The sequence below is a fragment of the Xanthomonas maliensis genome, from assembly GCF_009192945.1.
GTDB classification, from domain to species: domain Bacteria; phylum Pseudomonadota; class Gammaproteobacteria; order Xanthomonadales; family Xanthomonadaceae; genus Xanthomonas; species Xanthomonas maliensis.
Genome location: NZ_NSET01000022.1, coordinates 91,247 through 116,207, shown reverse-complemented (window position 1 = coordinate 116,207; position 24,961 = coordinate 91,247). Strand labels below are relative to the sequence as shown.

At 67.6% G+C, this 24,961-nt stretch carries 23 protein-coding genes; 7 read left to right on the top strand and 16 right to left on the bottom strand.

Translation table 11 applies throughout. From position 1 onward, the window contains the following. Nucleotides 1-233 precede the first annotated feature (233 nt). Nucleotides 234-1,649 carry an MFS transporter gene (locus tag CKY51_RS07490; RefSeq protein WP_022972974.1) on the top strand — a complete coding sequence of 472 codons (1,416 nt, stop codon included), beginning with the start codon at nucleotides 234-236 and terminating at the stop codon, nucleotides 1,647-1,649. Between the two features lie 36 nt (nucleotides 1,650-1,685). Here CKY51_RS07490 and CKY51_RS07485 read toward each other — a convergent pair whose 3' ends face one another. Both CKY51_RS07485 and CKY51_RS07480 read right to left on the bottom strand, forming a co-directional pair. Then, nucleotides 1,686-3,434 (bottom strand): ATP-binding cassette domain-containing protein, encoded by a 1,749-nt coding sequence (locus tag CKY51_RS07485; protein ID WP_081641411.1) that lies wholly within the window; start codon nucleotides 3,432-3,434, stop codon nucleotides 1,686-1,688. A gap of 43 nt (nucleotides 3,435-3,477) precedes the next feature. Beyond that, on the bottom strand, nucleotides 3,478-4,524 hold the full coding sequence (locus CKY51_RS07480; RefSeq protein ID WP_022972976.1) for an Hpr(Ser) kinase/phosphatase: 1,047 nt from the start codon (nucleotides 4,522-4,524) through the stop codon (nucleotides 3,478-3,480). 208 nt (nucleotides 4,525-4,732) lie between these two features. Here CKY51_RS07480 and CKY51_RS07475 point away from each other — a divergent pair, with 208 nt between their 5' ends. Together CKY51_RS07475 and CKY51_RS07470 are read left to right on the top strand one after the other, a co-directional pair. Further along, entirely contained in the window at nucleotides 4,733-6,220 is a 1,488-nt protein-coding gene (locus tag CKY51_RS07475; protein ID WP_022972977.1) for a B12-binding domain-containing radical SAM protein, read from the top strand. A 56-nt stretch (nucleotides 6,221-6,276) separates the two neighbouring features. Next, a complete protein-coding gene (locus CKY51_RS07470; protein ID WP_022972978.1) occupies nucleotides 6,277-7,494 on the top strand; it encodes a nucleotidyltransferase family protein in 1,218 nt (405 codons plus the stop codon). A 104-nt stretch (nucleotides 7,495-7,598) separates the two neighbouring features. Here CKY51_RS07470 and CKY51_RS07465 read toward each other — a convergent pair whose 3' ends face one another. From CKY51_RS07465 to CKY51_RS07400, 14 genes are all read right to left on the bottom strand, one after another. Further along, entirely contained in the window at nucleotides 7,599-8,699 is a 1,101-nt protein-coding gene (locus tag CKY51_RS07465; protein ID WP_022972979.1) for a glycosyltransferase family 4 protein, read from the bottom strand. Continuing rightward, complete coding sequence (locus CKY51_RS07460; RefSeq protein WP_022972980.1) at nucleotides 8,696-9,826, bottom strand: glycosyltransferase family 4 protein; 1,131 nt, start codon at nucleotides 9,824-9,826, stop codon at nucleotides 8,696-8,698. The genes CKY51_RS07465 and CKY51_RS07460 overlap by 4 nt, the downstream gene beginning before the upstream one ends. Before the next feature lie 154 nt (nucleotides 9,827-9,980). After that, nucleotides 9,981-10,679 carry a class I SAM-dependent methyltransferase gene (locus tag CKY51_RS07455; protein ID WP_022972982.1) on the bottom strand — a complete coding sequence of 233 codons (699 nt, stop codon included), beginning with the start codon at nucleotides 10,677-10,679 and terminating at the stop codon, nucleotides 9,981-9,983. Then, a complete protein-coding gene (locus CKY51_RS07450) occupies nucleotides 10,676-11,899 on the bottom strand; it encodes an amidohydrolase family protein (protein WP_022972983.1) in 1,224 nt (407 codons plus the stop codon). The genes CKY51_RS07455 and CKY51_RS07450 overlap by 4 nt, the downstream gene beginning before the upstream one ends. Further along, the gene (locus CKY51_RS07445) at nucleotides 11,899-12,747 is read right to left on the bottom strand and encodes a class I SAM-dependent methyltransferase (RefSeq protein ID WP_022972984.1); all 849 of its coding nucleotides are present in this window, start codon (nucleotides 12,745-12,747) and stop codon (nucleotides 11,899-11,901) included. Before CKY51_RS07445 ends, CKY51_RS07450 begins: the two co-directional genes overlap by 1 nt. A gap of 130 nt (nucleotides 12,748-12,877) precedes the next feature. Beyond that, nucleotides 12,878-13,726 carry a Wzz/FepE/Etk N-terminal domain-containing protein gene (locus CKY51_RS07440; RefSeq protein ID WP_031340094.1) on the bottom strand — a complete coding sequence of 283 codons (849 nt, stop codon included), beginning with the start codon at nucleotides 13,724-13,726 and terminating at the stop codon, nucleotides 12,878-12,880. A gap of 31 nt (nucleotides 13,727-13,757) precedes the next feature. Continuing rightward, a complete protein-coding gene (locus tag CKY51_RS07435) occupies nucleotides 13,758-14,900 on the bottom strand; it encodes a hypothetical protein (RefSeq protein ID WP_152249054.1) in 1,143 nt (380 codons plus the stop codon). Beyond that, complete coding sequence (locus CKY51_RS07430) at nucleotides 14,897-15,847, bottom strand: glycosyltransferase (RefSeq protein ID WP_022972988.1); 951 nt, start codon at nucleotides 15,845-15,847, stop codon at nucleotides 14,897-14,899. Before CKY51_RS07430 ends, CKY51_RS07435 begins: the two co-directional genes overlap by 4 nt. Next, nucleotides 15,844-17,097 carry an O-antigen translocase gene (locus tag CKY51_RS07425; RefSeq protein WP_022972989.1) on the bottom strand — a complete coding sequence of 418 codons (1,254 nt, stop codon included), beginning with the start codon at nucleotides 17,095-17,097 and terminating at the stop codon, nucleotides 15,844-15,846. Before CKY51_RS07425 ends, CKY51_RS07430 begins: the two co-directional genes overlap by 4 nt. Continuing rightward, nucleotides 17,094-18,206: a DegT/DnrJ/EryC1/StrS family aminotransferase gene (locus tag CKY51_RS07420; RefSeq protein ID WP_031340097.1), complete on the bottom strand. Its 1,113-nt coding sequence runs from the start codon at nucleotides 18,204-18,206 to the stop codon at nucleotides 17,094-17,096. The genes CKY51_RS07425 and CKY51_RS07420 overlap by 4 nt, the downstream gene beginning before the upstream one ends. A gap of 23 nt (nucleotides 18,207-18,229) precedes the next feature. Beyond that, nucleotides 18,230-19,162 carry a GNAT family N-acetyltransferase gene (locus CKY51_RS07415; protein ID WP_022972991.1) on the bottom strand — a complete coding sequence of 311 codons (933 nt, stop codon included), beginning with the start codon at nucleotides 19,160-19,162 and terminating at the stop codon, nucleotides 18,230-18,232. Next, entirely contained in the window at nucleotides 19,149-20,108 is a 960-nt protein-coding gene (locus CKY51_RS07410) for a glycoside hydrolase family protein (protein WP_031340098.1), read from the bottom strand. The genes CKY51_RS07415 and CKY51_RS07410 overlap by 14 nt, the downstream gene beginning before the upstream one ends. After that, nucleotides 20,105-20,776 carry an acetyltransferase gene (locus tag CKY51_RS07405; protein ID WP_022972993.1) on the bottom strand — a complete coding sequence of 224 codons (672 nt, stop codon included), beginning with the start codon at nucleotides 20,774-20,776 and terminating at the stop codon, nucleotides 20,105-20,107. Before CKY51_RS07405 ends, CKY51_RS07410 begins: the two co-directional genes overlap by 4 nt. Continuing rightward, complete coding sequence (locus CKY51_RS07400) at nucleotides 20,773-21,189, bottom strand: sugar 3,4-ketoisomerase (protein WP_152249053.1); 417 nt, start codon at nucleotides 21,187-21,189, stop codon at nucleotides 20,773-20,775. Before CKY51_RS07400 ends, CKY51_RS07405 begins: the two co-directional genes overlap by 4 nt. A gap of 258 nt (nucleotides 21,190-21,447) precedes the next feature. Between CKY51_RS07400 and CKY51_RS22645 the strand changes: the two genes are divergently transcribed. The 4 genes from CKY51_RS22645 (at nucleotide 21,448) to CKY51_RS07380 (ending at nucleotide 24,930) form a co-directional block, all read left to right on the top strand. Continuing rightward, nucleotides 21,448-22,071, top strand: a complete 624-nt coding sequence (locus CKY51_RS22645) for a cytochrome b (protein ID WP_081641412.1) — start codon at nucleotides 21,448-21,450, stop codon at nucleotides 22,069-22,071. 58 nt (nucleotides 22,072-22,129) lie between these two features. After that, entirely contained in the window at nucleotides 22,130-23,482 is a 1,353-nt protein-coding gene (locus tag CKY51_RS07390) for a hypothetical protein (protein ID WP_022972995.1), read from the top strand. A 24-nt stretch (nucleotides 23,483-23,506) separates the two neighbouring features. Then, the gene (locus tag CKY51_RS07385; protein ID WP_022972996.1) at nucleotides 23,507-23,896 is read left to right on the top strand and encodes a c-type cytochrome; all 390 of its coding nucleotides are present in this window, start codon (nucleotides 23,507-23,509) and stop codon (nucleotides 23,894-23,896) included. 314 nt (nucleotides 23,897-24,210) lie between these two features. Further along, the gene (locus tag CKY51_RS07380; RefSeq protein WP_022972997.1) at nucleotides 24,211-24,930 is read left to right on the top strand and encodes a hypothetical protein; all 720 of its coding nucleotides are present in this window, start codon (nucleotides 24,211-24,213) and stop codon (nucleotides 24,928-24,930) included. Nucleotides 24,931-24,961 lie beyond the last annotated feature (31 nt).

Sequence of the window (24,961 nt, the reverse complement as noted above, 5' to 3'; positions counted from 1 at the left end):
TGTCGACATGGGGCTGGTCGGCGCGGTTTGCCAGCACATCAAGGGGCGCAACACAGGATTACAGTATCCCAGCAGGCGAACACCGGGCCTGCCATGACGGCCATCCCGCGCGCCGCAAGTGCCCGCCGGCGGACCGTCTGGCACGAATCGGCCGCGCGGGCGGCGAAGCGAAGCGACGGCATTCGACCCCGGGATGCCTAAGCTGTGCCGGCCTCCACTGCTGCGCTGCTGCCATGATCGCCACCGCGTCTGCGCCTTCTGCTTCCGCCTCCACACCGGCATGGATTGCGGCCCGCATCGACCGCCTGCCGGCGAGCGCGACCCTCTGGCGGCTGGTGATCCTGGTGGCGCTGGGTGGCTTCTTCGAGCTGTATGATTTGTTCCAGACCGCCTACATCAGCCCGGGGCTGCTGCACGACGGGATCTTCGCCGCGGGCGACCAGGGCGTGTTCGGCATCGCCGACCAAGCGGCCTTCGCAACCTCGACCTTCCTCGGCTTGTTCATCGGCGCCGCCTTGTTCAGTCCGTTTACCGATCGTTTCGGTCGGCGACCGGTCTTCACCTTCGCCCTGGTCTGGTACACCGCCGCGACCGTGATCATGGGCCTGCAGGACAGCGCCGTCGGCGTGATTGGCTGGCGGCTCATCGTGGGCATCGGCCTGGGCGTTGAACTGGTCACCATCGACACCTATCTGTCCGAACTGGTGCCACGGCACATGCGCGGATCCGCCTTTGCGGTGGCCTTCTTCCTGCAATTCCTGGCCGTGCCGGGGGTCGCGCTGACCGCCTGGCTGCTGGTGCCGCACCCGCTACTCGGGCTCAGTGGTTGGCGCTGGGTGGTGCTGCTGAGCGGTGTATTCGCACTGGCGATCTGGTGGCTGCGCAGCCGGCTGCCCGAATCGGCACGCTGGCTGGCCGCACAGGGACGCCATGCCGACGCCGATGCAGTCCTGGCCCGATTGGAAGCCGCCTGCAGCCGCGATGTCGGCGCGCCGCTGCCGGCGCCGCAACCGTTGGTGCCGGAGGCCACGGCGACCACGCCATCGACCATGGCCGCGCTGGTACGTCCGCCCTATCGTCGCCGCATGGCGATGCTGGTGGTCTTCCACGTGTTCCAGGCGATGGGATTCTATGGCTTCGGCAACTGGTTGCCGGCGCTGATTGCCGCGCAAGGCACGACAGTGACCAAGAGCCTGGGGTATTCGTTCGCCATTTCGCTGGCGTACCCGTTGGCGCCGTTGCTGTTGTTGCCGCTGGCCAAGCGTTGGGAGAACAAGTGGCAGGTCACCGCCTCGGCGGTGGGCGCGATGCTCTGCGGGGTGTTGTTCGCCCTGCAGCATCAACCGGCCGGCTGGATCGTCTGCGGTGCGCTGATCGCGTTCTGCAATGCCTGGATGAGCTTCGCCTACCACGGCTATCAGGCCGAGCTGTTTCCAACGGCGCTACGCGCACGCGCGGTCGGGCTGTGCTATTCCTGCAGCCGACTCTCCACGGCGTTCAGCAGCATCCTGATCGGCGCCTTGCTCGCGCATGTCGGCAGCACCGGGGTGCTTGCCTTCATCGCCATCAGCATGGCCATCGTGGCCGCCGTGATCGCGCTGTTCGGGCCGCCGACGCGTCATCGGGCGCTGGAAGAGATCGCGCACTGACGTGCAGGTGTCGCGCCGACACGCCCGCCGATCGCGTCACTCGGCCACGTTGGCGCGTCGCGCACTCGGCGATGCGACCGCCAGGGTCACGGTCTGATCGGCGATGCCCGCCAGGCTGGTGCGATGCGACACCACGACCAGGGCCGTCAGCGGCAGGCGCAGACGCAACACCTGCAGGACCTGTTGTTCCGAGGCCGCATCCAGCGCGCTGGTCGCTTCATCCAGCAGCGCCAACGGCGGGCGACGCAGCAACACCTGGGCGAGCAGCAAGCGTTGCAGCTCGCCACCGGACAGGCGCCCCTCGCTGCCATTGAGCGTGGTGTCCAGCCCTGCCCCATCGCTGCGCAGACGGGCGCCCAGGCCGACATCGTCCAGCACGGCCCACATCCGTGCAGGACTGGCCTCCGGCGCCGCCCACGCGAGGCAGTCGCGCACGCGGTGTTGCCAGGGACGCACGCCCTGACCGAGATAGCCGCAGCCACCGACCAGGCGGGCATAGTCGCTCGCGTCCAGAGGCCGCCCGGCCAGGGTCGCGGACAGCGCCACCGGCGCGACCTGTCCCGACAGCACGTCCATCAGACTGCTCTTGCCGACCCCGGATGCGCCGACGATCAGGGTGATGGTCCCCGGCGCCAAGGTGATCGGCGGGATCTGCAAGGCCGACAACGGTGCGCCCAACACCAAGCGCTGGATCCGCACCGGCGCCGGTAACGGCGGCGGCGCCGGATCGCGCGGCGACGGCGGCGCCGCCAGGGCAACGTGGCGTTGCCACAGCTGCAATGCTGGCCACGCGGCGCTCAACTGCTGCACGCTCTGACGCGTGGTGACCAGATAAGGCAATAGCCGGCCCAGCAGCAGGCTCACCGCGATCAAGGCGGCGCGCTCGCCGCCCTGCCAGAGATTGGCCAGCACCAGGATGGCGACGATGGCTGCGGCCGCCCCCACTTCGAGCAGCAGCCGGCTGTCGGCCACCAGTGCCTGTTGCTGTGCGTAACCGTCGGCCAGCCGTGCGGACATCTGCGCGTATGCGGCGCGCTCGCTAGGCTCGCGTTGGAACGAACGCACATGGCGCAAACGACGCGGAAAGTCTTCGCTCAACCAGAACAGCTGCGTCATGTCTGCCACGTAGGCACGACTGATACGTGCCTGTGTGCGCCCACTGGAACTGCGCGCGCCCCACCAGCCCAGCACCGCGAGCAGCGGCACCGCAAATACCAGCGCCGGCGCGATCAACAACGCCAGCACCAGGCTCACCAAGGCGGTGATGGCGGCGACCGCCAGCTGCAGCAGGGCGCTGAACCCCTGGGTGGCGATCTCCACGTTGTAGGTCAGCACGTTGGCGATCTCCGCCGAGCTGGCATCGGCCAGGGCCGACAACGGCGCATCCAGCAAGGCCGCATGCACGCGACGACGCAAGGCCAGCGCATAGGCACTGCTCAGTTGCGCGGCCAGTCGGGCCGCGTACCAACGCGATAGCGCAAACACCCCACTCGCCAGCGCGAACAGCGCGACCTGCGCAGGCAATCCGCCCGGCAACGCCAGCTGCACACCGGCCACGCGCAGCGTCGCCGCCGACTGCACCAACGGCACCAGGCTCACTGCCGCCAGACCCGCAGCCACGGCACCTGCCAGCGAAACGCCGACATACAGGCCGATGCGGCCAAGGTCGGCGCGTTCCAGCGTCGCTCCAAAATCGCGCAACAGCGATCGCAGGCTTCGCCAAGGCAACGTGCGCGGGTTGATCGCGTTCACCTGCACCGGTGCGCCCGTGGATGCCCGTCGCATCGCCGCTGCAATCGCGCTGGCGTGGCCAGGTAGCGCAGCCGACTCATTCCAGCAGCCCTCGCAACACGTCCAAGGCGTCGGACGGATGTGGGCCACGGTGCAGTTCGAACGCGCCCAATGCCTGCACCTTGGCCAGAAACTCCCGCCACCCCGGCTGGCCCGCGGCGTAGGGCTGATCGTCGGCCAGACGTTGCGCCACGACCGCGGCAGGCAGCGGCCGCAACCGTGGGCGATCGCCATCGACCGCCTGCGGCGATAGAAACACCACCGCGACCAGTCGACTTGGCGAAGGTGCCAGACAGGCCTGACCACCGCGGATATCGATCTCGAACTTGCGCACGCCACTACGCCGCTGGATGACCGGGGCAGCGGCCAGCCAGGCGCGCACATCGGCCTGCACCCAGGAAAGCGTTTCGGCACGCAGGTGCAGGAAGTTGGCCACGCCGGTCGCCAGCAGGCTGTCGGCGGCGACCAACACACCGTCCTCGGCGATGAACTCCCAGCCCTGCAACATCGCATGCAATGCCAGGGTCGACTTGCCGGCGCCGCTGGCACCGAGCAGCAACGCCGCACGTCCCTGCCGGCCGACGCAGGCCGCATGCAGCGGCACCAGCGTCATCGCCCGTGCCGCCAACAGGAACACCGCAAACTCGATCAGTTCGTAACGCACGTAGTAGGCGTGCGTGAGCATGTCCTCCGATACCACCACCATTGCGTGGCGCGCGTCCACCGACAGCATCAGATAGTTGCGGGCATCCATGACCCCGCACAGCAATCCGCCCGAGGCGTGCGTACGAACCGGTGGCGGAACCGCCACGGGGTGAGGTGCCGCCCGCGGCAGCAGGTCCAGGGTGAGATGGAACTCCGGCGCGCCTGCCAGCCGATGCGCTGGCAGGCGCGCATAGGCCGCATCCACCAGCGCCAACAGCGCCGGACTGTCGCTGTGGAAACGAAAGCGGGCACCGAGCACCTCGTAACACACGCTGCCGCGCCGGGCCCGGCGCTCGCCGAATGCGTCGGCGGACGTGTTCTGAACGGGAACGGCGCTCAGTGCTGTCATGACGTCCGCCAATGCGGCCGAATGCGGCATGTGTTGCTCAGATCTTTCGCGGCGATGGAGGCCGTGTGTGCGCGCATCGCCGGCAAAGGTTGCACGCGTTCGCGCGACGCGGGCAGGACACAGCGCATCCACGCAGGCAACCAAAGCGGACCGTGGTGGCACCTACTGCCAAGCCGAAGACAGCAGATGCCGCGTCGTGCCACGACGCCATCTACGACAGAACGAGACCCTTGTGCAGATGCTCACGATCCAGGTCAGTCACTCCTATTTCCTGCGTTACGACCCGAAGCAGTGGGAGCGCGGCAAGCCCTATCCGCCGCTGGCGACGCTGCAGGTGGCGGCGTTGTTGCGCGGACGCGGCCATGCGCTGCACGTGTTCGACGCCATGCTCGCCGACGGCGTGGAGGACTACGGCCCGGCCTTGCGCGCCGCGCAACCGGAGCTGGTGGTGTTCTACGAGGACAACTTCAATTTCCTGACCAAGATGTGCCTCAACCGCATGCGCGAGGCGGCCTGCCAGATGATCGCGCAGGCGCGCGCGGCCGGTAGCCGCGTGCTGGTCGCCGGCTCGGATGCCTCCGATGATCCCGCGCCGTTCCTGGCCGCCGGTGCCGATGCGGTCTTGATCGGCGAAGGCATCGCGCCGCTGCTGGAGTTGGTCGGGCGGCTGGAAGAAACCCCAACCTGCGATCGCGCCAACTGGCTGGCCGACGTCGCCGACATCGCCACCGCGACGAGTGGACCCCGCGCGCACCGCGGCGCGCGGCCGCCAGATGCACGCCTGCAGGATGCACCGGCCTGGGACTTGCTGGACATGCCGCGCTACCGTGCATTCTGGCGCCAGCGCCACGGCCATTTCAGCCTGAACATGGCCGCCTCGCGGGGTTGTCCGTTCCGCTGCAACTGGTGCGCCAAGCCGATCTGGGGCAATCACTACAAACGCCGCGAAGCGCATGAAGTCGCCGACGAGATGATCCATCTGAAGCGCAACTTCCAACCGGACCATATCTGGATGGCCGACGACATCTTCGGCTTCCACATCGACTGGGTCGAGGCGTTTGCCGCGCGCGTCAGCGTGGCCGATGGCGCAGTCCCTTTCACCATCCAGACCCGCGCCGACCTGGCCAGCGACCGCATGGCCGCCGCGCTGGCGCGCGCCGGTTGCACCGAGGCCTGGCTGGGGGCGGAAAGCGGCAGCCAGCGCATCCTCGACGCCATGAACAAGGGCACCCTGGTCGAGGACGTGATTGCCGCGCGCCAGCGCCTGGGCGCGCGGGGCATCCGGGTCGGCTTCTTCATCCAGCTCGGCTACCTGGGCGAGGAGTTGGACGACATCCTCGCCACCCGCGACCTGGTCACCCAGGCGCGGCCCGACATCATCGGCGTCAGCGTGTCCTACCCGCTACCCGGCACCAAGTTCTACGAACAGGTGAAAAACCAATTGGGCGGCAAGACGCATTGGCAGGACAGCGACGACCTGGCGATGATGTTCCATGGCGCCTACGACTCGGCCTTCTATCGCAGCGTGCGCGATCTGTTGCACACCCAGGTCGATCTGCAGCAAGCCGCTGCCACGCTGGATGCCGCGACATTCACACGCCAATCGCAGGCGCTGGAACTGCGGTGGCAGGCCTTGCTGGCCAACGAACGCCAGCATCGCACCGCGCCACTGACGGCACCCACCCCACGTCCCGCCCGCGCGCTGACCAGCGTGCTGGTCGGCTGAACTCACCGGCGGCAGCGATCAGGCTGCCGCTCCCTCCCGCTTTCGCAGATCCGCACATGTCACCTTCCTTGCGTACGCTCAAACGCGGCCTGCAGACCGCCACCGAATGTTTGGTCAACGAACTGGCCCGCCCCAGCGCGAGCGCACCGAACTGGGACCCGCTGCAATGGCAGCTGGCAGCAGCAACCGCCGCCGCGCATGGCGTGTCGCCGCTGCTGCACCGCACTTCGCTCTGGCAGGACCGGCAGTGGAGCGACTTCCTGCAGACGCAGCGCGGCCACGTCGAGGATCGGCATCGGCGGATTGCCGTGTTGCTGACCGCGATCGACGCCGCCGCCCGCCGTACCGGCATCGCGCTGACCGGCCTGAAGGGCACGGCGCTGCATCGGCTGGGCGTGTATCTCCCCGGCGATCGGCCGATGGCCGATCTCGACCTGCTGGTCGAGCCGCAGGATGCCGAGGCCACGGCGGCGTTGTTGTGCGAGCTTGGCTATGTGGCGTCCTTCACGCAATGGAAGCACCAGACCTTCACGCCGCAGCACGCCGTCGTGGTGGACGGCTTGGGCGAGCACCGCGATGCGCCGATCAACATCGAGCTGCATACCCGCATCCGGGAGCGGCTGCCCGTGGAAACCATCGACATCACCGCGCGCATCCTGCCTGAACATCCGCAGCCCGGCCTGAACCCCTACCCGTCCATCGGTGCGCTGATGTGCCATCTGCTGCTGCACGCGGCCGGCGGCATCTGCCATCGCACGATCCGGCTGATGCATCTGCACGATCTCGCCCTGCTCTCCACCCGTATGGGACGGCGCGATTGGGAGGTGTTATGGGAGGACACCGCTGCGCCGAATGCATGGTGGGCATTGCCGCCATTATTGCTGCTGCAGCGCTACTACCGCGCCGCGGTGCCGGCGGAGGTGATCGCACGGCTGCGTGCCGACTGCCCGCCCTGGCTGCGGCTGCTGGCGGCGCGGCATTCGTTGACATCGGCATCGTGCTCGCGTCTCTGGCTGTCGGCCCTGCCCGGCCTGGGCTGGTCGCGCACGCTGGCCGATGCGAAGCGCTATGTCGGCAACCGCTTGGTCCCCAATGCAGAGAGTCGCCAGGAACGCGCCGACATGTTGCGGACGCAACGCTGGCTGCAGGACCAGCCCTGGGTGCGGCAGAGCCAGTCGCGGCGCCTGATGACCCGACTGACCCGGCCGGTCCCGCGTACCGACATGCTCTATGTCGTGCGTGCCGCGCTGGATCACTATCTGCTGCTTGGCTGATGCCGGCGGCGCAGTCGCGCCGACGGTGCGATCCGGGCGCACGATAGCTGATCGCCACGCGCACACCCGTGCGATCGCACCATCGCGCGTCGGCGGCGCGGCGCTCAGCGGCTGCCGAGTCGCGCGTACACGCTCTCGAACAGACGCACGGTGACGTCGGCATCCTCGCGCAGCGCACGGCATTGCGCGGTCCACGCCAGGCGCAGGCGCAATTCTTCGTCGCCGAGCACTTGCCGGATCGCTTCGGCCAGCGCCGCCCAATCGCCAGGCGCCACCGCCAACGCGGCCGCTGGCGCCCATTCCACCAAGTGGCCGACCGCCGTCCCGACCGTGGGCACGCCCACCACCGCCGCTTCCAGCAGCACCATCGGTCCGGCCTCGTGCAGCGAGGACATCACCAGCAGATCGGCCTCCAGCATCAATGGACGCAATTCGCGCTGGGTCTTGAAACCCAACAGGCGCACCTGCTCGTCCAGCCCGAGGTGTTGCACCAGCCGATGGATCGCGCCGTCCAGCGTATCCACGCCGACCAGATCGATCGAGAACGCCACGCCGGCACGCTTGAGCGCGGCCAACGCGCGCAACAAGGTGGTCTGGTCCTTGACCGGATTGAGGCTGGCGACGTGCAACAGGCGAGACGGGCCGGGGCCACGCGCACGTGGCGCAGCCACCGGCCACGCGCGTAGATCCACCCCCAACGGAATTCGCTGCGCCTGGATGCCTAACGCCTGCAGCGCATCGACAATCGGGCTACTGGCGGCCGTGACCGCATCGGCCAGGCGCAACGTCACTGCCTCGCGCAAGCGTGCCCGCCAGGTTCGCCGACCGCCGTAACCGATGGCATGCAAGGCAACCAGTTCACCGCCGGCGATGTGCACCACGCTGGGCCGCCGCAACAGGCGTGCCGCTGTCACCGCCACCAGGCTGCAGTAACCGGAAAACAGCGCCTGGATGGCGTCGAACGGCGCACGGCGATGTTCTGCGCGCACGGCGGCGATGGCACGCAATCGCGTGCGGGTTCGGCCGACATTGTGGATGGTGGCGCCACGCAACGGCCAGGTCGCCGGTTCCGGCTCCTGATGCAGCACGAACACATGCACCTCGTGCTGGCGCGCCAATCCCTCGATCAAGCTCAGGAACACCGGAATCACCCGATATTCGCCACTACGATCCACTCCCCCGGGCAGCACCAGCGCCAGTTTCATCGCACCGGCTCCGGCGCAGCGGCCAGCAGCGCGTGATAGGCCGCACGCCACTGCGCGCCCACCGCCGGCAACGACAGGTGTGCATCGAAATGCGCGCGGACCTGCGCCCGCGACGGCCGCTGGCGCACACACGCCAGCAATCGCTCGGCGAGCTGCGCCGCGTCGCCGACCGGCCACAACAGGCCCATTGCCCCGTCGGCGCTGAGCGCCCGAAATGCAGGGATGTCGGTCAACACCGGCAAGGTGCCACAGGCCAGCGCCTCCAACGCTGCGTAGCCGCAGCTCTCGCCATGGCTGGCGGAGACGAACAGATCGGCTGCACGCAACAGCGTTTGCACCTGTGCGTGATCCGCCTTGCCGAGCAAATGCACCCGCGTGGCCAGACGTGGGTCGTCGCGGATGCGCTGTTCCACTTCCACACGCAACGGTGCCTGGGCGAACACGCACCACAGTTGCAGCTCCGGCGCGCGCGCGGCAGCCATCGCCACCGCGTCCAGCACGCACAGCGGGTCCTTGCCCGCGCTGAGATGGCCGATCCACAGCACGCACGGGCTTCCGCCGATCTGCGTCTGCGCACGTGCCTGCGCCTGGTCGCCAGGGCTGAAGCGACTGCTGGATTCGGGAATCGCGAACAACTGCGTGCGGCCCTGCAACAACCCGGCGCGCTGGAATGGCCGCGCCAACGCCAAGGTGGTGAAGGCGACCCCGTCGGCCGCCGCCAGCCGCCAACGCCACAGCGGCCGCGTCCACCAGCGCGGCAGGCGGTTGGCGTGATCCTGCAGCAGGATCCGCACGCGCGGCAGCCACCGCCGCAGCCGGCGCGCATCGCCTGCGAATTCCAGACCATGCACATGCACTAGATCGGCGCCAAGCTGCTGCAGCAGTGCGCCCAGCCGACGCGCACGTACACGCGTGCCGCGTGGGCCCGGATCGAGAAAGTGGTAGTCCACGCCAGCGCGGTGCAGCGTGCGCTGCCAGCGCGCAACCTGGATCACCGAGACGCGGATGCCGGCACTGCTGACGCTGTCGGCGATCGTGGCCAGCGATGGCCACTGCGACAGCACTTGCTCGGCATCCCAGTCGTGCGGCGCCGGCACCAGGTTGAGCTGGGCGACATGCAGGCTCATGCGTCGCCCCGTTGCCGCGTGCGCGTGTGTGCGCCGTGCACCACCCCGGCGCCGTCGCCTTGCGCCGCAGCTGCAACACCGGCAGGCCGGATCCCTGCATCGCGCGTGGGTCGGTAGATGGCGCGCACGGCCTTGCCCACGACCACGGTCCGCCTCATGCGACCCGCCGCATCCGCAGCACCAAGGCCACTGGCAGCTGCAATGCGGCCGGATCGAAACGCGCACCCTGCGGGATGTCGGCCGGATCGAGCATTGGCTCGGCCTGTACCTCGATCATCAAGCCCACCGCATCGCAGGCTGCCCGCCACTGGCTGTTGGAGTGGATGGTATGCCGCACCGCGTAACGACGACCGTGCGCCTTGAAGCCGCGCTCCCAGCCCAAGGTGGCGCCGACCGGATGCACATCGCTGCACAGTACGATGCCACCGACGCGAGTGACCCGCGCCAGCTCTGCCAGCGTCGGCTGCAGCCGTGACAGATGACCGATCACCAGTGCGCTGACAGTGATGTCGGCGACGCCAGCGTCCAGCGGCAGCGCATCCAGGCTTCCTTGCTGCAGCGCGAAGCGCCGGGTCGGCCAGTCGCGTTCCAGTTCGCTCTGTGCCCGCTGCAACATCGGCAACGACAGATCCACGCCCAACACGCGCGCCGCACCGCGGCGCAACGCATGCTGCATGTAACGACCGCTGCCACAGCCGGCATCCAGCACCTGCAGGCCGCGCAGTTGCCGCGGCAGCAGCGTCAGCATCGCCCGCTCCTCGGCCATCATCAGCGGGTTGTGTGCGTGCGGCGGATAGCTGTCGGCCCACAAAGCGTAGGCCGCTGCGGGGTCGAGCACCGGCGTACGGCTCATGGCAGCACCTCGCAATCCGCCACCGCGTGCGCAGGCACCGCGGCCAAACGCTCGAGTCCCGGTTCCAGCGCCAGCACCGCGGGGTCGGCCAGCGTGGCGTCCAGCAGCTTGGGACGACCATCGAGCAACACCGGCACGGTCTCGATGCCGGCGGCGGCAAACCAGGGGGCGAAATCGCCATCGGCGATGCGCGGCCGACCATCGCGCACCACTGCGCGCAGATCGGCACGCGCGCACCCCACCACGCTGGCAGCCGGGTCGCCGCCGCGGTCGCGTACCACCAGCAGGTCGGCTGGCGCGCCGGGCGCCAGGCTGCCGCGCGGCGCCAGGCCGAGAATGCGCGCCGCCTGGGTCGTGGCCAACGCCAGCACCAGATCCGCCGCCAGCCCACTGGCCGCTGCCAGCTGCAGATCCTCCAGCAGATCACGCCCGCCACTGATGCGCGAGTCGCTGCCCAGCGCCAGCCGCCCGGCCATGCACAGGCGCCAGGGATCGAGCGTGCGCCCGAGCAGGGCGAGATTGCTGGCCGGGCACCACACCACGGCCGCGCCACGCGCGATCACCCGCTCCACATCCTGTTCGCCCAGGCCCACCCCGTGGATCAGCACGGTATTGGCGGCCAGGCAACCGAGCGCGTCCAGCGCCGCCAGTTCGCCGGCGGCCACCGTGTCGGTGCCCTCGGCCAGATGGATCATCCACGGCCGGGTCGACGGCGTCGCATCGAAACTGGCCCGTACCGGCGGGCCATAGGCTGGCCCACCGAGCGCGTAAGCCCAGCCGAAGTCGCGCAGCAACGCCACCGGAAACTCCGGCGCCTCCAGTGCCGCATGCCAGGGATCGTGCTGCGCCACGCAGGTGACACCGGCGAGCACATTCTTCAGTGCGCCCTGTTGCAGCCGCAGCGACTTTGGCTGTGCCAGCGCGGCGGCCACCGCCGGTTGCCGGAAGTGGCTCTGGAATGCCTCGATCCAAGCATAACTGTTGGGGAAGGCCGCGCTCTGCGGCAACGGCGACACCGCGTTGATCTGCAGGTGCTCGTGCGCATTGATCAGGCCGGGCGCCAGCACGTGGCCGCGCAGGTCGATGTGCTGGGTCCCCGTGCCAGGGGTGCCGCCAACGCAGCCTGCGCGAATGCTCAGCGGCGCCACGGAGGTTCCCGCCGGCGCGATGGTACGCGCGCCAGACAGCGTGAACTCAGCGGTGGCCACGGCCTCGCCCATCAGCGCTTGCGCATCACGATCAGAAAATGGTCGCCCATATCGCGTAACAGTGGCCAGTCACCCATCCGATCATCGCACCACCCGAGCGCGGCGGACAGTGTGGGATGGCGCTCGTACAGGTCGACCAGATACGGCGGCGGCAGGAACAGGCTCAACGCCTGGTAGCGCTCCAGCACGAAGTGGTCGCTGAAGGCGCGATGGAACTCGCGCGGCAGGTGGTACCAGGTCCAGATGGTATGGCCGTTCATGCCGACCGCCGTGGCGCCGCGTGCGGCACGCACCGCCGCCCGCTTGAAGCGTCCGCGCAGGGTGTAATACGCCAATTCCCACGGGCAGATCCGCCCGATCACCGAAAACACCAGACAGCCGCCGGGGCGCAGCAGACGTGCGCACTCGGCCGCCACCGCCGGCAGGTCAGGCGCGCAGTTCAGCGGCCCGAAGTTGGAGTACATGCCGTCGAAGCTGCCATCGTGGCTGGCGTCGAGTTGCGCCAGCTGCTGGATACCCATATGCGCGGCCTGCAGGCGATCGCCCAGTCCCTGCGCGGCGGCTCGCTGGCGGGTGCGTTCGACCATGGCCGGCGACCAGTCGGTGGCGAGCACGCGATAGCCGCGCCGCGCGAACTCGGCCGCGTCCAGGCCGGTACCGCAGCCAAGGTCCACCAGCCGCGCGCCCTCCGGCAACGCGCGGGACACGGTCTGCCAGAGGGTACCGCGCATGCGCTGGATCAGGGCATTGTTGCCGCGTGGACCATCGTAGTCGGCGGCCACGCTGTCGAAGGCGCGCTGCGTCTCCAGCAACTGCGCCGGAGCGATCTGCCCGCCTGCCCGTTGTTTCACCACCGCCATGCCCTCTCCTCTCCAGCATTGTCTAGACCAAGTCGCCTGGCACGCATTCCGGCCCGGCCACAGCGCGTCGTCAGTCGGTGAGTGCGGGCGGGCGGGAGTTTGGTTGCGCCGCGAGCAGCACCTCTTTCTTTCACGCCGCGCTGCGAGCGTGACGCGTCGACCAACGTCGCAAGGCGTTGCGCAGCACCGCCGCCAGCAGCGCCAGAGCCAGCGCTCCCAGTCCCCCGCCCGCCCACAGCATGAGCGGATTCGGAAATGCAGGGCGATCGGGCACATAAAGCGGCCAGGCCAGCGAGGTCTGGTAGGTATAGCGCGCGCCGAAGCGGGCCAGCAGATCATCGCGCTCGCTCTGCAATGTACGAATCGTGGTGACGGTGTCGCTCAGCAACACAGCCGCCAGTACCTGCGCCTGCGTACCTGCCGCTCCGTTCGCCGATTCCACCTGCTGCTGCAGGCGATCACGGTTGGCAATGGCGATCCGCAGGTCGTCCTCCAGGCCGCGCAGACGCTGCCGCGCCTGTGCCAGTGCCTCGGCGGTGGTCTGTCCATGCAAACGCTGCAGCTGCTGCACCGTGGCATTCGCCAACGCCCGCGCCTGCGCAGACGAGTCGGCACGGATGCTCACGCCGATCAGGTTCGCATAGGGATCCGGATCCGGCTTCAAGCTACTGCGGTACAGCGCTGCAGCATGGCTACGCAGATCGATACCCGCCTGCTCGAGCACCGCATCCTGAAACAATCGCGTCTTCATGCGATCGATGACGCGCTGGAAGGGCTCGACTTTCGGATCGCGCCCCGCAGGCGTCGGCCCGATCTCACCCACCTGGATCGAGGCACTGGCCTCCCATTGCGGCCGCGCGACCCGGCTGAACACCAGGGTCGCGCCCAGCACCAACACCACGGTGGCCAACGACCAGCGCCATTCCCGACACACGATCCGCCATAGATCGATCAGGTAGATTTCGTCTTCGTCGTTCATGCGGTCGCGTTCTGCAAAGTGTGGAAGAGGGTCAGCACGGGGTCGTGCCAGTGGGGACGGCACTCTGGCGGTTCGGCAGCAAGCCACTGCCGGCATGCAGCAGCAGACAGAGCGCGATAAAGCCGAAGTTGGTCCAGGTGAAGGCTTGCGGCGCGAATGGCGACATCACGCAGGCATAGGCAAGCCGCAGGAAGATCAGCACATGGAAGATCGACAGCGAAACCTGCAGCCGGCGAACGCTCCACAGCAGCAGCGCATACAGCGCCAGCATTGCCAGCAGGGCACCGGGCGCGCCCCAGGCCATCAGGAATGGAAAGAATTCGGTACCGACGTTGATGTTGGGCGCATCCAACGGGATGCCGGTACCGGCGGTGGCGATCGAGCCGCTGAAGGGCACCAGTTGATTGACAAGGAAACTGGCGTTGACGTAGGACTTGGCCAGCATCGCGCCAAAATTGTAGGGACCGGCGCTGACATACAGCAGTAGCCACTGCACCCCCTGTGGCATGGCGCGATAGAACGCTCCAAAGGGCAGCGCCACCGTCGCCAGCGAACCGGAACGCAATGCCCCGAGCAGGGAAAATACCGCCGCGCCGGCCGCAGTCAGTGCGCCGATCGCCTTCCAGGGCAGCGGCCTGTCCGGAGCGCGCCGCCAGAGCAGCACCACCACGAAGGAGAACAACCCGGCAAAGATGCGATTGCGGTCGATCACCACCACCGGGAACACGAACCCCAGCAGCACCATGGCGAGCCGCAGCGAGCGGTGGCGCACGCACAGCAAGGCGATCGGCGGCAGGATCCAGCACATATTGGACACGTGCCGCACATGCGCACGCGCGGGACTGAGGGTGGCGTACGACGATGGATCGCTGAACAGCGGGATCGGAAACGCCAGCACGTCGATCAAGCAGAACAGCACGACCACCAGCGCGAGCGCCAGCGCGACGAAGGCCTCACGGGTCCCGGCATAGCGCTGCTGGCGGAAGCGCTGTTGCGGCGGCAGCCGCAGACGCAGCAGCGTGTCCATTGCGATGGCGATACCGCCGCCAAGCATCAGCACCAGGATGCCCACGGTATAGCCCGCCGGCAGTGTGTAGGTCAGCAGCGTCAGTGCGCAGCTGAGCAGGATTGGGACGGCCAGGTAGCTGGCTGGCCAGCGCAGCAGCGCGTTCATGCTGGATCCACCAGCGCAGGCACCGGCTGCCGGCGCGCCCTGGCCGGCAGCGAAAGCCACGCGTACGCCAGCAGATGCAGTGCCACGCGATCGGGCCGCCGCTGCAGGAACCCAACCTTGGCAGCGATGTAATGCGCTTGCGCCCGCAGCAACCGCCGCTCGTGCGGCGGGAACAAGGGCATGCACCGCAGCGCCACCCGGCGGGACTCGGAGAGATTGGCGATGCGCACGGGCACATCGGCGGTCTTGCTGAGATTGTGGCCGTGCAGACGATAGGCGCAGACCGGCAGGTCGAGGAACCCCAGCGCATCGCGTGCGACCAGGCGCAGGAAAAAATCCCAATCCTCGATCCGCAGCGTCGCATCCCACCCCTGCTGCGCATCGACCGCACCGCGACGCAACAACGTCACCGCGCCGCTGACGGCCCAATGGCGGATCACCGCCACGCGGATGCCGGTGTCGGAACGGTAGCGATCGACCTTCACCCTGTGCAGGTCGCGCATCGCGCTGGCGTGCAGCAGGCGCCCATGCTGATCGACCACGCAGGCATCGCCGATCACCGCCAGCTTGTGCGGATGCGCACGCAGGTAGCGGACCTGCGCGTCCAGTCCGCCGGGGAGCAAGTAGTCGTCGCTGGCGCCCAGCCGCAGGAAGTCGCCGCGCGCGTGCAACACCAGTTCGTTGAGCGTGGCCGCCACACCGCGATTTTCCCGCTGCACGAACTGCACCGCGATTTGCTGCCCGTGGTTGGCAATCCAGTGGGCGATGCGCGCACCGGTATCGTCGCTGGAGCCGTCATCGATGATCACGATCTCCTTGCTCGGATAAGGATCCTCCAGCACGCTGTCCAGGCAGCGTTCGACAAAGCGGGCATGGTTGAACGCCGGGATCAGCACCGACACCAGCGGCCAGCGCGCGCGGCCACGGTCTGCGCCGGCAGCGCTCATGCGCATGACCTCAGGTACTGCCGCACCACCAGCAGGTTGAACGCCAGGTAGGCGACGTAGTTGGCGACGAAGGCGTACATCGCACCGATCACGCCGTAGTGCGCCGTGAACAGATAGACCAGCACCAGGTAGCTGGTGGCAAACGCACACTCGGACAGGATGAACAGCCGGCTCATCGCCTTGGCCAGCATCACGTAGGACAGCACGAACGCGGCGATCTTGACGACATCGCCCAGCAGTTGCGGGGCGTACAGCGGCGCGGCCGCGTCGAAGCTGCTATCGAAAAGCAACCAGGTCACCCAGTCGCGGCACAGATAGACTGCCACCGCCATCACCAGCACCGCCGGCAGCACCCGCCGATAGGCCGCGCGCAGTTCTGCCACCAGGGCGGTGCGGTCGCTGATGCTGGCCAGCTTTGGCAGGTAGTAGACGTTGATCGCGGTGGTAAAGAACAGCAGGTAGGCGTCGGATACGCGGCTGACCGCCTGCCAATAGCCGACCTGCTGCCAGCCAAACTGCGCGGCCAGATGATCGCGGACCAGGATCGCCACCAGCTGTGGCACCAAGGTGGAGGTCAGCGTCATCAACGAGAAGGCCGCGAGCCGGCGTGTCATCTCGGCGTCGTAGCGCAGACGCAGCATTGCCGGACGGAAGTATGGGCTACGCCGCAACGCCGGGATGGCGACCAGCAACCACGCCACCTGCCCCAGCACCAAGGCGAGCAACGCGCCCGCCAGTTGCAGACGCGCCGCCAGCGCGGCGACCAGCAGCACGTTCAACAACGCGCCCACCACCTGGATGAAGGCCAGTCGGCGCACGTCCATGAAGCCATTCACCACCGCCAGCACGTGGTTGACCAAGGCGATCCCCAGCTGCGCCGCCGCGAGCACGCAGATCAGCGGGCGATAGGCGACGTCGCCGAGCAGGCGCGTCGCCAGCGGTGCACTGAACACCACCGCCAGCACCGCCACCACGCCGCAGGCGCACGCGGCGTACCACAGCGCGGCCCCAAGCAGGCGCGCCAACGCCTGCGCGTCCTGGCGGTATTGGGCAACGTACTTGATGACGCCCGACCCGATACCGCCACCGGCCAGCACCGCCAGCAACGACATCAAGCTGAGGAACTGTCCAAGCCTGCCGATGCCTTGCGGCCCGGCGAACACCGCCACTAGCTTGACCACCACCAGGGCCGCCAGCAGCTTCGCCAGTGTCGCCACCCCGGTATAGGCGCTGCTGCGCAGTAGATTCACGCGTCCTCACCGAATGCCTGGCAGGCTGCGATCACGTGGTCGACCGCGCGCGGCGGCAGCGCCGGCCCGATCGGCAGGCTCAGCACCTCGCGGTGCAGCTGTTCGCTGAGCGGCAGATGGGTGTTGCCCAGTGCCGCGTAGGCCGGTTGCAGATGCGGCGCCACCGGATAGTGGATCTGGGTATGGATGCCCCAGCGTTGCAGATGCCGCTGCAGCGCGTCGCGGCGCGGGCTGCGCAGCACGAACAGGTGCCACACGTGTTGCTCGTCGGCACGCACCGATGGCAGCTGGATCAGCGGGTGATCGATCCCTTGCAGATAGCGCCACGCCACCGCACGGCGGCGGTCGATGTCCGTATCGAGATGGCGCAGCTTGACCCGCAGCATCGCCGCCTGCAGCTCATCCAGGCGGGAATTCACGCCCTGGTAGAGGTGCTGGTACTTCACTTCCGAGCCATAGTTGCGCAGCGCCCGTATCCGTTCGACCAAGCGCGCATCGGAGGTCACCACCGCGCCGCCGTCGCCGAGCGCCCCCAGATTCTTGGTCGGGAAAAAACTGAAAGCCGCCGCATCGCCCAACGCACCGGCGCGCCGGCCGCGCATGGTGGCACCATGTGCCTGCGCAGCATCTTCCAGCAACAGCAGGCCGTAGCGATGGGCCAGGGTCCGCAATGCATCCATGTCGGCCAGCTGGCCATACAGATGCACGGCCATGATGGCCCGCGTGCGTGGCCCGATGGCCTTCTCCACCGCGCGCGGATCCAGGTTGAAGGTGCGTGAATCCGGCTCTACGGGCACCAGCACCAACTGGTTCTGGCTGATGGCCAGGAAGGTCGCGATGAAGGTGTTGGCTGGCACGATGATCTCGTCGCCTTCGCGCAGTATCCCAAGTTCGCGATAGCCACGCAGGATCAACGACAGCGCGTCCAGGCCGTTGCCCACGCCGACCGCATGCGCGGTGCCGCAATGCGCGGCGAATTCCGTTTCGAAGGCCGCCAGCTCGTGACCCAGAACGTACCAGCCAGAGTCGATCACCCGTGCCGCCGCTGCCTTCAGCTCGTCGGCGTAGCGCGCATTGACCGCGCGCAGATCCAGGAACGGCACGTCCATGGCCGCATCGAGTGCGACATTCATTACAAGGTCCATTGGTAAAAGTCCTGTACGACCGCGCGCGCGCCGAAGCGCTCCTTCTGCTCTACCAGGCCGGCATTGAGCACGCGTCCGCCCTGCTCGGTGGAGATGCCGAAGCTGAAGTACTGCCGATGGGCATAGACATCGGTGATCAGGTCGGCCAATAGGACACTGAGCGCATCGGCGCGCCGCCCCGCTTCGGAGACCGCAAGGTATTGCGTATGCACCACCTGGCCAAGGTCCAGCACCAGCGTGGCTGCCAACAGCTGGTCATCGACGCACGCCTGGTGCAGGACGATCTGCTGCGGAAAACGCCGCTGCAGCAATTGCAGCTCGTCCAGGCGGTGGGTAGGCACGGTCGCATGCCGTTGCAGAACCTCGGTCAGCAAGCGATGGAAGCGCTCCAACGAAGTGCCGATCCCGACCTGGATGCCGGCCTGGCGCGCCTTGGCGATCGAGCGCCGCCGCTCGCCGCTGAACAAAAACGGCTTGTGCAGCGGGATGACCGAGGACAGGTCGCGCCGGCACACGCTTGCTCCCAGCCGGTGCAGCGCATACAGGTCTTCCTCGGCCGGATAGGCCTGAAAGATGTGCGGCACTGGCTTGTACAGCAGTTCGCGCACGCCTTGCGCCCGGTAATGCGCGGCGATCGCCTCGAAGGCAGTCAGGGTGGCGCTGGCGCGTAACGCCATCGACGACAACAAGCCGCCATAGGTCAGGCCGGCATGGCTGGTCACGCAGTCGTCCTGGCGACTGGCCGGAAGCACGGCCACCAGTTGCCCATCGCGCAGGATCAGCAACGAGGCATCGACGAAGCGCTCGGCGTGATAGTCCATGTAACCACGCCGGTGCAGCAAGGTGCCGTTGCGCGAGTTGGCGACCAGGGTGTCCCAGGCCGCCGCATCCGTCGGCTGGTAGGGCCTAATCGAGAACATGGTGTCCCCGCAGGCCGTCGGGCAATGCGGCCTCGGCCAGGCCGAAGCCATCGCGTCCCATTGCATTACCGTTGTAGAACATCAGCAGGCGTTCGTCCTGCTGGATCAGCGCCGGATAGCACAGCGTGCGCGCATCCCAGCCGCTAGGCGACAAGCCGATTCCCAACGCCGCATCGTCACGCTGCCAGTGCAGGCCATCGGCGCTGGTCGCCAGCCCAGGCACATAGCCGCCCTGGGTATCGCCGCGGGTGAAGTACATCAGGTACTGCTGCTGCAGGCGATAGACACGCGGGCGACCGATGCGGTATTCGTTGCCCTGCGGACGCAGGCAGAGCTGATCCTGGCGAGGAATCGCGCCCAGGTCGGCGGTCTCGACGTAGCGGATGTGGTAACGCGGGAACGGCGTCCCGCCGATCGACTCCCAGTCGTCGCCGACCGCGTACCAAAGCCGCCAGCGCCCTTGCTCGTAACGGGCCGAGTGCACCGCGGCAATGGTGCTGCGGCCGGGCGCACGATCCAGCAGCGGCGTGTCCTGCACGCGCCGAAAACTATCGCCACCGTCGCTGGACACCGCCAAGCCGCTGAAGGCCAGGAACTTCGCCTTGGCGACCTGTTGGAAGCCGACGTAGAACAGATAGAGACCATCCGGACCCTGCACGACATCGCCCAGGATCATGCCGTTGTCGTCGAAACAGCCGTCGCGACCGATGTCCAGCACCGGCCGTTGGCTGACACGCACCACCTGGTTCGGCGCGTCGGCGCGCACGTCGACATAGCCGATCCGGCTGACGCCTAGCGCATCGCGGAAGCCTGCATAGATCCGCAAGGTCTGCGCGTCGTAGCGATACGGCGTGGGCGTCAGCGCCGCATGCTGCATCCAGCCACCGACGCCATCGCGAGCGACGTCGAATACCAAGCCGCGCTTTTGCCAGACGAACGCCCTCACAGCTCGACCTCGAGGCTGGACTTGCCGGCCACCACGCGCGCAGGCGAGCCGACGTAGATGCGCTCCGGCTCGGTGTCGCGGGTGACCAGCGCACCGGCACCGATCACGTTGTCCGCCGCCACCCGCACCTTGTCGTTGAAGGTGGCGTTGACGCCGATGAAGCTACGCGCGCCGATCTCGCAGTAACCCGACACCACGGCATGCGAGGCAATGAACACGTGATCGTGGACCACGCTGCGATGCCCGATGTGATTGCCGCTCCATAGAATGCAGTTGTCGCCGATGCGGGTGAACGGCTGCACCACGTTGTTCTCGAAGATGAAGCAATTGGCGCCGATCTGCGCGTTGCGCCAGACGAAGGCACGCGAGCTGACGTAGCTGGCGCAGCGGTAGCCGCGCGCGACCACGTCGAGGTAGAAGCGCATGCGCAAGCGATTGAGCCCGGTGGCCGGGATGGCCACGAACACCTCGCAACTGCCGGGCGGAAACTGCTGCTCCAAGGTCTCGTAGGGCACGACCGGCAACGCCGCCAGCTCGGGCTCGCGCAGGAAATCGCGCTCCACGCTGAAGGCGACCACCTCGTAGCGACTATCGTGGCGGAAATACTCGCAGGCGATCTGGGCGAATTCGCCGGCACCGACGATCACCAACGGGGTACGCACGCTCATGCCTCCAACCTGCTGATGCCGCGTACTTCGGACAGGAATTCGTCGTAATCGGCAATGTAATCGTCCGGGTCGTAGTGCTGGTCGGCCAGCACCATCAGCACGCAGTCGGGGCTGAAGTCGTAGAGATCGCGCCAGACCATGCGCCCGAGCAGCACCCCGTGCGCCGGATCGTCCAGCACCACCTCGCTGGGACCTGCGCCCTCGTCCAGCAACAGGGTTACCGAGCCATGCAGGGCCACCGCCAACTGGTTGAGTCGGCGATGCGCATGTTGCCCGCGATGCACGCCCTGATGGGTACCGAACAGGTAATACACGCGACGAATCTCGAACGGTACGTTGCGCTCCTGCTCCAGGGAAACGAGCAGGCCGCGATGGTCGCCGTGGGTGTGCAGCTTGATGCGTTGGATGGCCATGTTCCGGGCGTCGACGCTGACGGTAGGTGGTACGACATGCCTGAGTGCGGACCGCTGCAGGAAAGGTTGCGCCCGATCGCACCCACGACGACGGGTGTGCGCGCCCTGCCACCGACGATCGACGCAACCTTTTGCCGGGATCACCGCACCCATGCCTGCATAGCCACTTGGCCTCCGCCCGGCCAACGTGGACAGCAAGGCCCGGATGTCGCGATGCGCTGCGCCGGAACCAACGACCATCGAGAGGACACCGATCCGATGCATGCTTCCTCCCCCGCCCCCGACGGCCTGCCTCCGCGGACAATCGCGGCGGCGCCTGCGGATTCCGCTGCATCGGCATCGCCGTCCGTGCGTCCGCTGCCGCGCCCGCTCGTGGTGGTGCACTGGCTGAGCGTGGTCTGCCTGGCGCTGGCCGCCACCCTGATCCTGCTCCGGCTCGAGCTCGATGGTCGCGCGCTCAAGCAGTGGTTGTTGGAAGGCCACCGTCACTTCGGCCTGTTCGTGCTGGTGCTGGTCTGCCTGCGGGTTGCGCTACGCATCCGGCTGCGTCGACTGCCGCCAGGTCCACCGGCAGCGCTGCCGCTACGTCTGGCGGCCGGCGCAATCCATCTGGGGCTGTACGCGCTGATGGTCGCCATGCCGTTGATCGGCTGGGCGCTGAGCAATGCCTACGGCAAACCGGTCGACCTGTTCGGCCTGACTCTCCCGGCATGGGTCGCTCCGGACGCCGACCTGGCCGACACCCTGGGCGCCTGGCACCTCAATGCCGCCTGGGCGCTGCTGGCGCTGGTCGTTCTGCATATCGGCGCCGCACTGTTTCATCACCTGGTCCTGCGCGATGGCCTGCTGCGTCGCGTACTGCCTGCAAAGACTGGCCGATGACCCTGCATCGCGCCGCCCGCCCCATCGTTGTTTTCGCCGCATCGAACAAGGACATTCCATGACTGCTTCCCGCCCCTCCGTCGCGCCGCCTGCAAGCCATTCCCGCGCCGCCTCGCTGACCTCGCTGTTGTGCGTCACCGGTCCCTTGTTGTTGCTGGCCAGCACGCAGGCGCAGGCGATCCCCGCCTTCGCCCGCCAGACCGGCTCGTCGTGCGCAGACTGTCACATCGGCTCCTACGGCCCCACGCTCACGCCCTACGGCATGCGTTTCAAACTGAGCGGTTTCACCGACACCGACGGCAACGGCACCAAGATCCCGGCGTCCGGGCAGGTGACCTGGACGCACAACAATCCCAATCGCGGCGATAGCACGTCGCGCCTGAGCGAAGCGGATCTGTACCTGGCCGGACGGGTCAACGACAACATCGGTGCCTACTCCAAGATCCGCTCCAACAACACCGGCAAGGGCAAGTTCGACACCCGCCTGGACGATGTGGATCTGCGCTTCGTCAGCAAGCCGTTCCAACTGGCCGGCAAGGACGCGATGCTCGGCGTGAGCGTCAACAACAACCCGGGCATATCCGATCCGGTGCACGTGCTGCCCAACGCCTCCACGCTGACCCCCGCCTCCACCGGCGGTGCGTCCAGCGTGCTCAGTTCGTCTTCGTTGTCCAACCGTGTCATCGGTGCCAGCGTCTACGGACTGTACGACCGCAACTGGTATGGCGAGGTCGGCAGCTACAGCGCGCTGTCGCCGTCGATGCAGGACCGCTTCGGCTGGCCGGTCAACGGCGATCCGGGCAAGCTCAGCGACACCGGCTATGCGCGCCTGGCCTACATGAAGGATTTGAAGCGCCAGTTCTTCTCGGTCGGCCTGACCGCGCTCACCACCGACCGGCAGCCGCGCGCCGGTGGCCCGAGCGATACGCTCACCGATCTTGGCTACGACGTGACCTATGAGTTCCTTGGCAACCGCGAGCACACCCTGGCGCTGTCGTATGTCAACGTCTACGAGCGTCGCCGCTACGGCAATCCGCTGACCCCGTCCGATCCGACCCTGCCGACCCTCACCCACGGCAGCGTGCGCGATCAGACCATCAGCATGAAATATGCCTTCAAGCAGAGCTACGGCGTGCTGGCCGCGCACATGATCAACAGCGGTTCGTTCGATGCCGCGCGCTACCTGCCCTACGGCATCCCCGACACCACCAGCAACCTGATCCTGGTGTACTGGACACCGTTCGGCAAGGACGGCACCTACACCTCGATCGCCAACCTGCGCCTGTCCGCCGGCTGGTTCCGCTTCGACAAGTTCAACGGCGCCACCAGCAATGTCTTCGGTGGCGGCAATCCCATCACCAATCCGCGCGACCTGGACAGCTTCTCGCTGTCGGTCAACCTGGCGTTCTGATCCCTGCCCGTGTACGGACTTCCCATGACTGCATCCCGCAAGATCCTGTTGTGCGCTCCGCTGGCCGGCCTGCTGTTGGCCGGCGCCCTGTTGTCGCCGTCGGCGCATGCCGCCGACGGCAGCAGCACGTTCCTGTCCGAATGCGCCGACTGCCATAGCCCCACCAAGGGCAAGAACAAGAAGGGCCCGTCGTTGTTCGGTGTCGTCGGTCGGCCAGCCGCCAGCGTGCCGGACTACACCTATTCGGACGCACTGAAGGGCAGCCACTGGACCTGGACGCCGGCCCAGCTCAAGATCTACCTGTCGCAGAAGTCCTCCAGCGCGCTGCCGGGCACCAAGATGAAGTACGACGGCCTGGGCGAGGACCCGAAGGAGCTCGACGCCCTGATCGCCTACCTCAATACCCTGCACTGACCACGGCTCTCACCCGACCTGCACTGGCTGTTTCACCCACGAGGCCACGCGGCAACCCGCCGCCGCAACGCATTGGCGCCGGCGGCGGCTTCGCGTATACGGACGAAACATCCGCGCCCTGGCCGTCCACCGCATCGGTCCCGGGCAGGATCGCCTGCCCACCGAGCCGACCGTTGCCTTTGTTACCGACGCCCCCTGCCCTCCTCGTGCAAGCCCGACCAGACGCATCGGTGCGTGGTCGTCCTGCGCTGCGTGACGCAGGCGTCGCACGACACGGTCCTGGCGACGAGCGGTCTCATCCGCGCGGATCGTCCATGTCCGCACCGTTTCGCCAACTGCAGCAGTACAGCGCCTGCCTGTTGCTGGCATTGGCGCCGCTCGCCGCCAACGCCGCCACCGTCGGTGGCGCGGTCTCCGTCACATCGCAGCTGATCGACCGCGGCGTCGCCATCGCGCCCAACAGGCTCACGGTGCAGGGCGCTGGTTACTGGTTGCCGGCGCCCGGCTGGTCGGTCTCCGCCTCGGCCGCGTGGCAACCGTCCGCAGCGGGCGATCTGGCCGCCTTCACGGTGCAGGGAGCGCGCTCCTGGATGCTGGACGATCGCTGGCAATTCCAGGCCAGTGCGCTGTACTACGGCTATCCCGCCGATCGCGACGCCCGCGCCTTCAACCGCCAGGAAGCCAGCCTGGCCTGGTCCTACCGTGACTTGGTGACCGCCTCGGTCTCCACCTTCAACTACCCGAACAACCGCGATTCGCGTTGGCGGGTGGCCGTGGATGTGACCGCCAACCTGCCGCTCCGGCATGGATTGGCGCTCGCGCTGGGCGCGGGCAGCTCGGATTTCCCCATGCTGGCCTATGACATGGCCGGCTCCGGCCGCTATCGCTATGGCCAGGCCGGCCTGCGCTGGCGGCGCGCGCACTGGAGCGTGGAAGTGGACCGGGTCGTCATCGCTGGCGGTGACGGCATCCCGCGGGGGTCTGGCGGGCTGACCGACACTCCCTGGCTGGGCCTGCTCAGCTACACGTTCTGATCCGTTGCAACCTTTTTCCGCCAATGCGGCA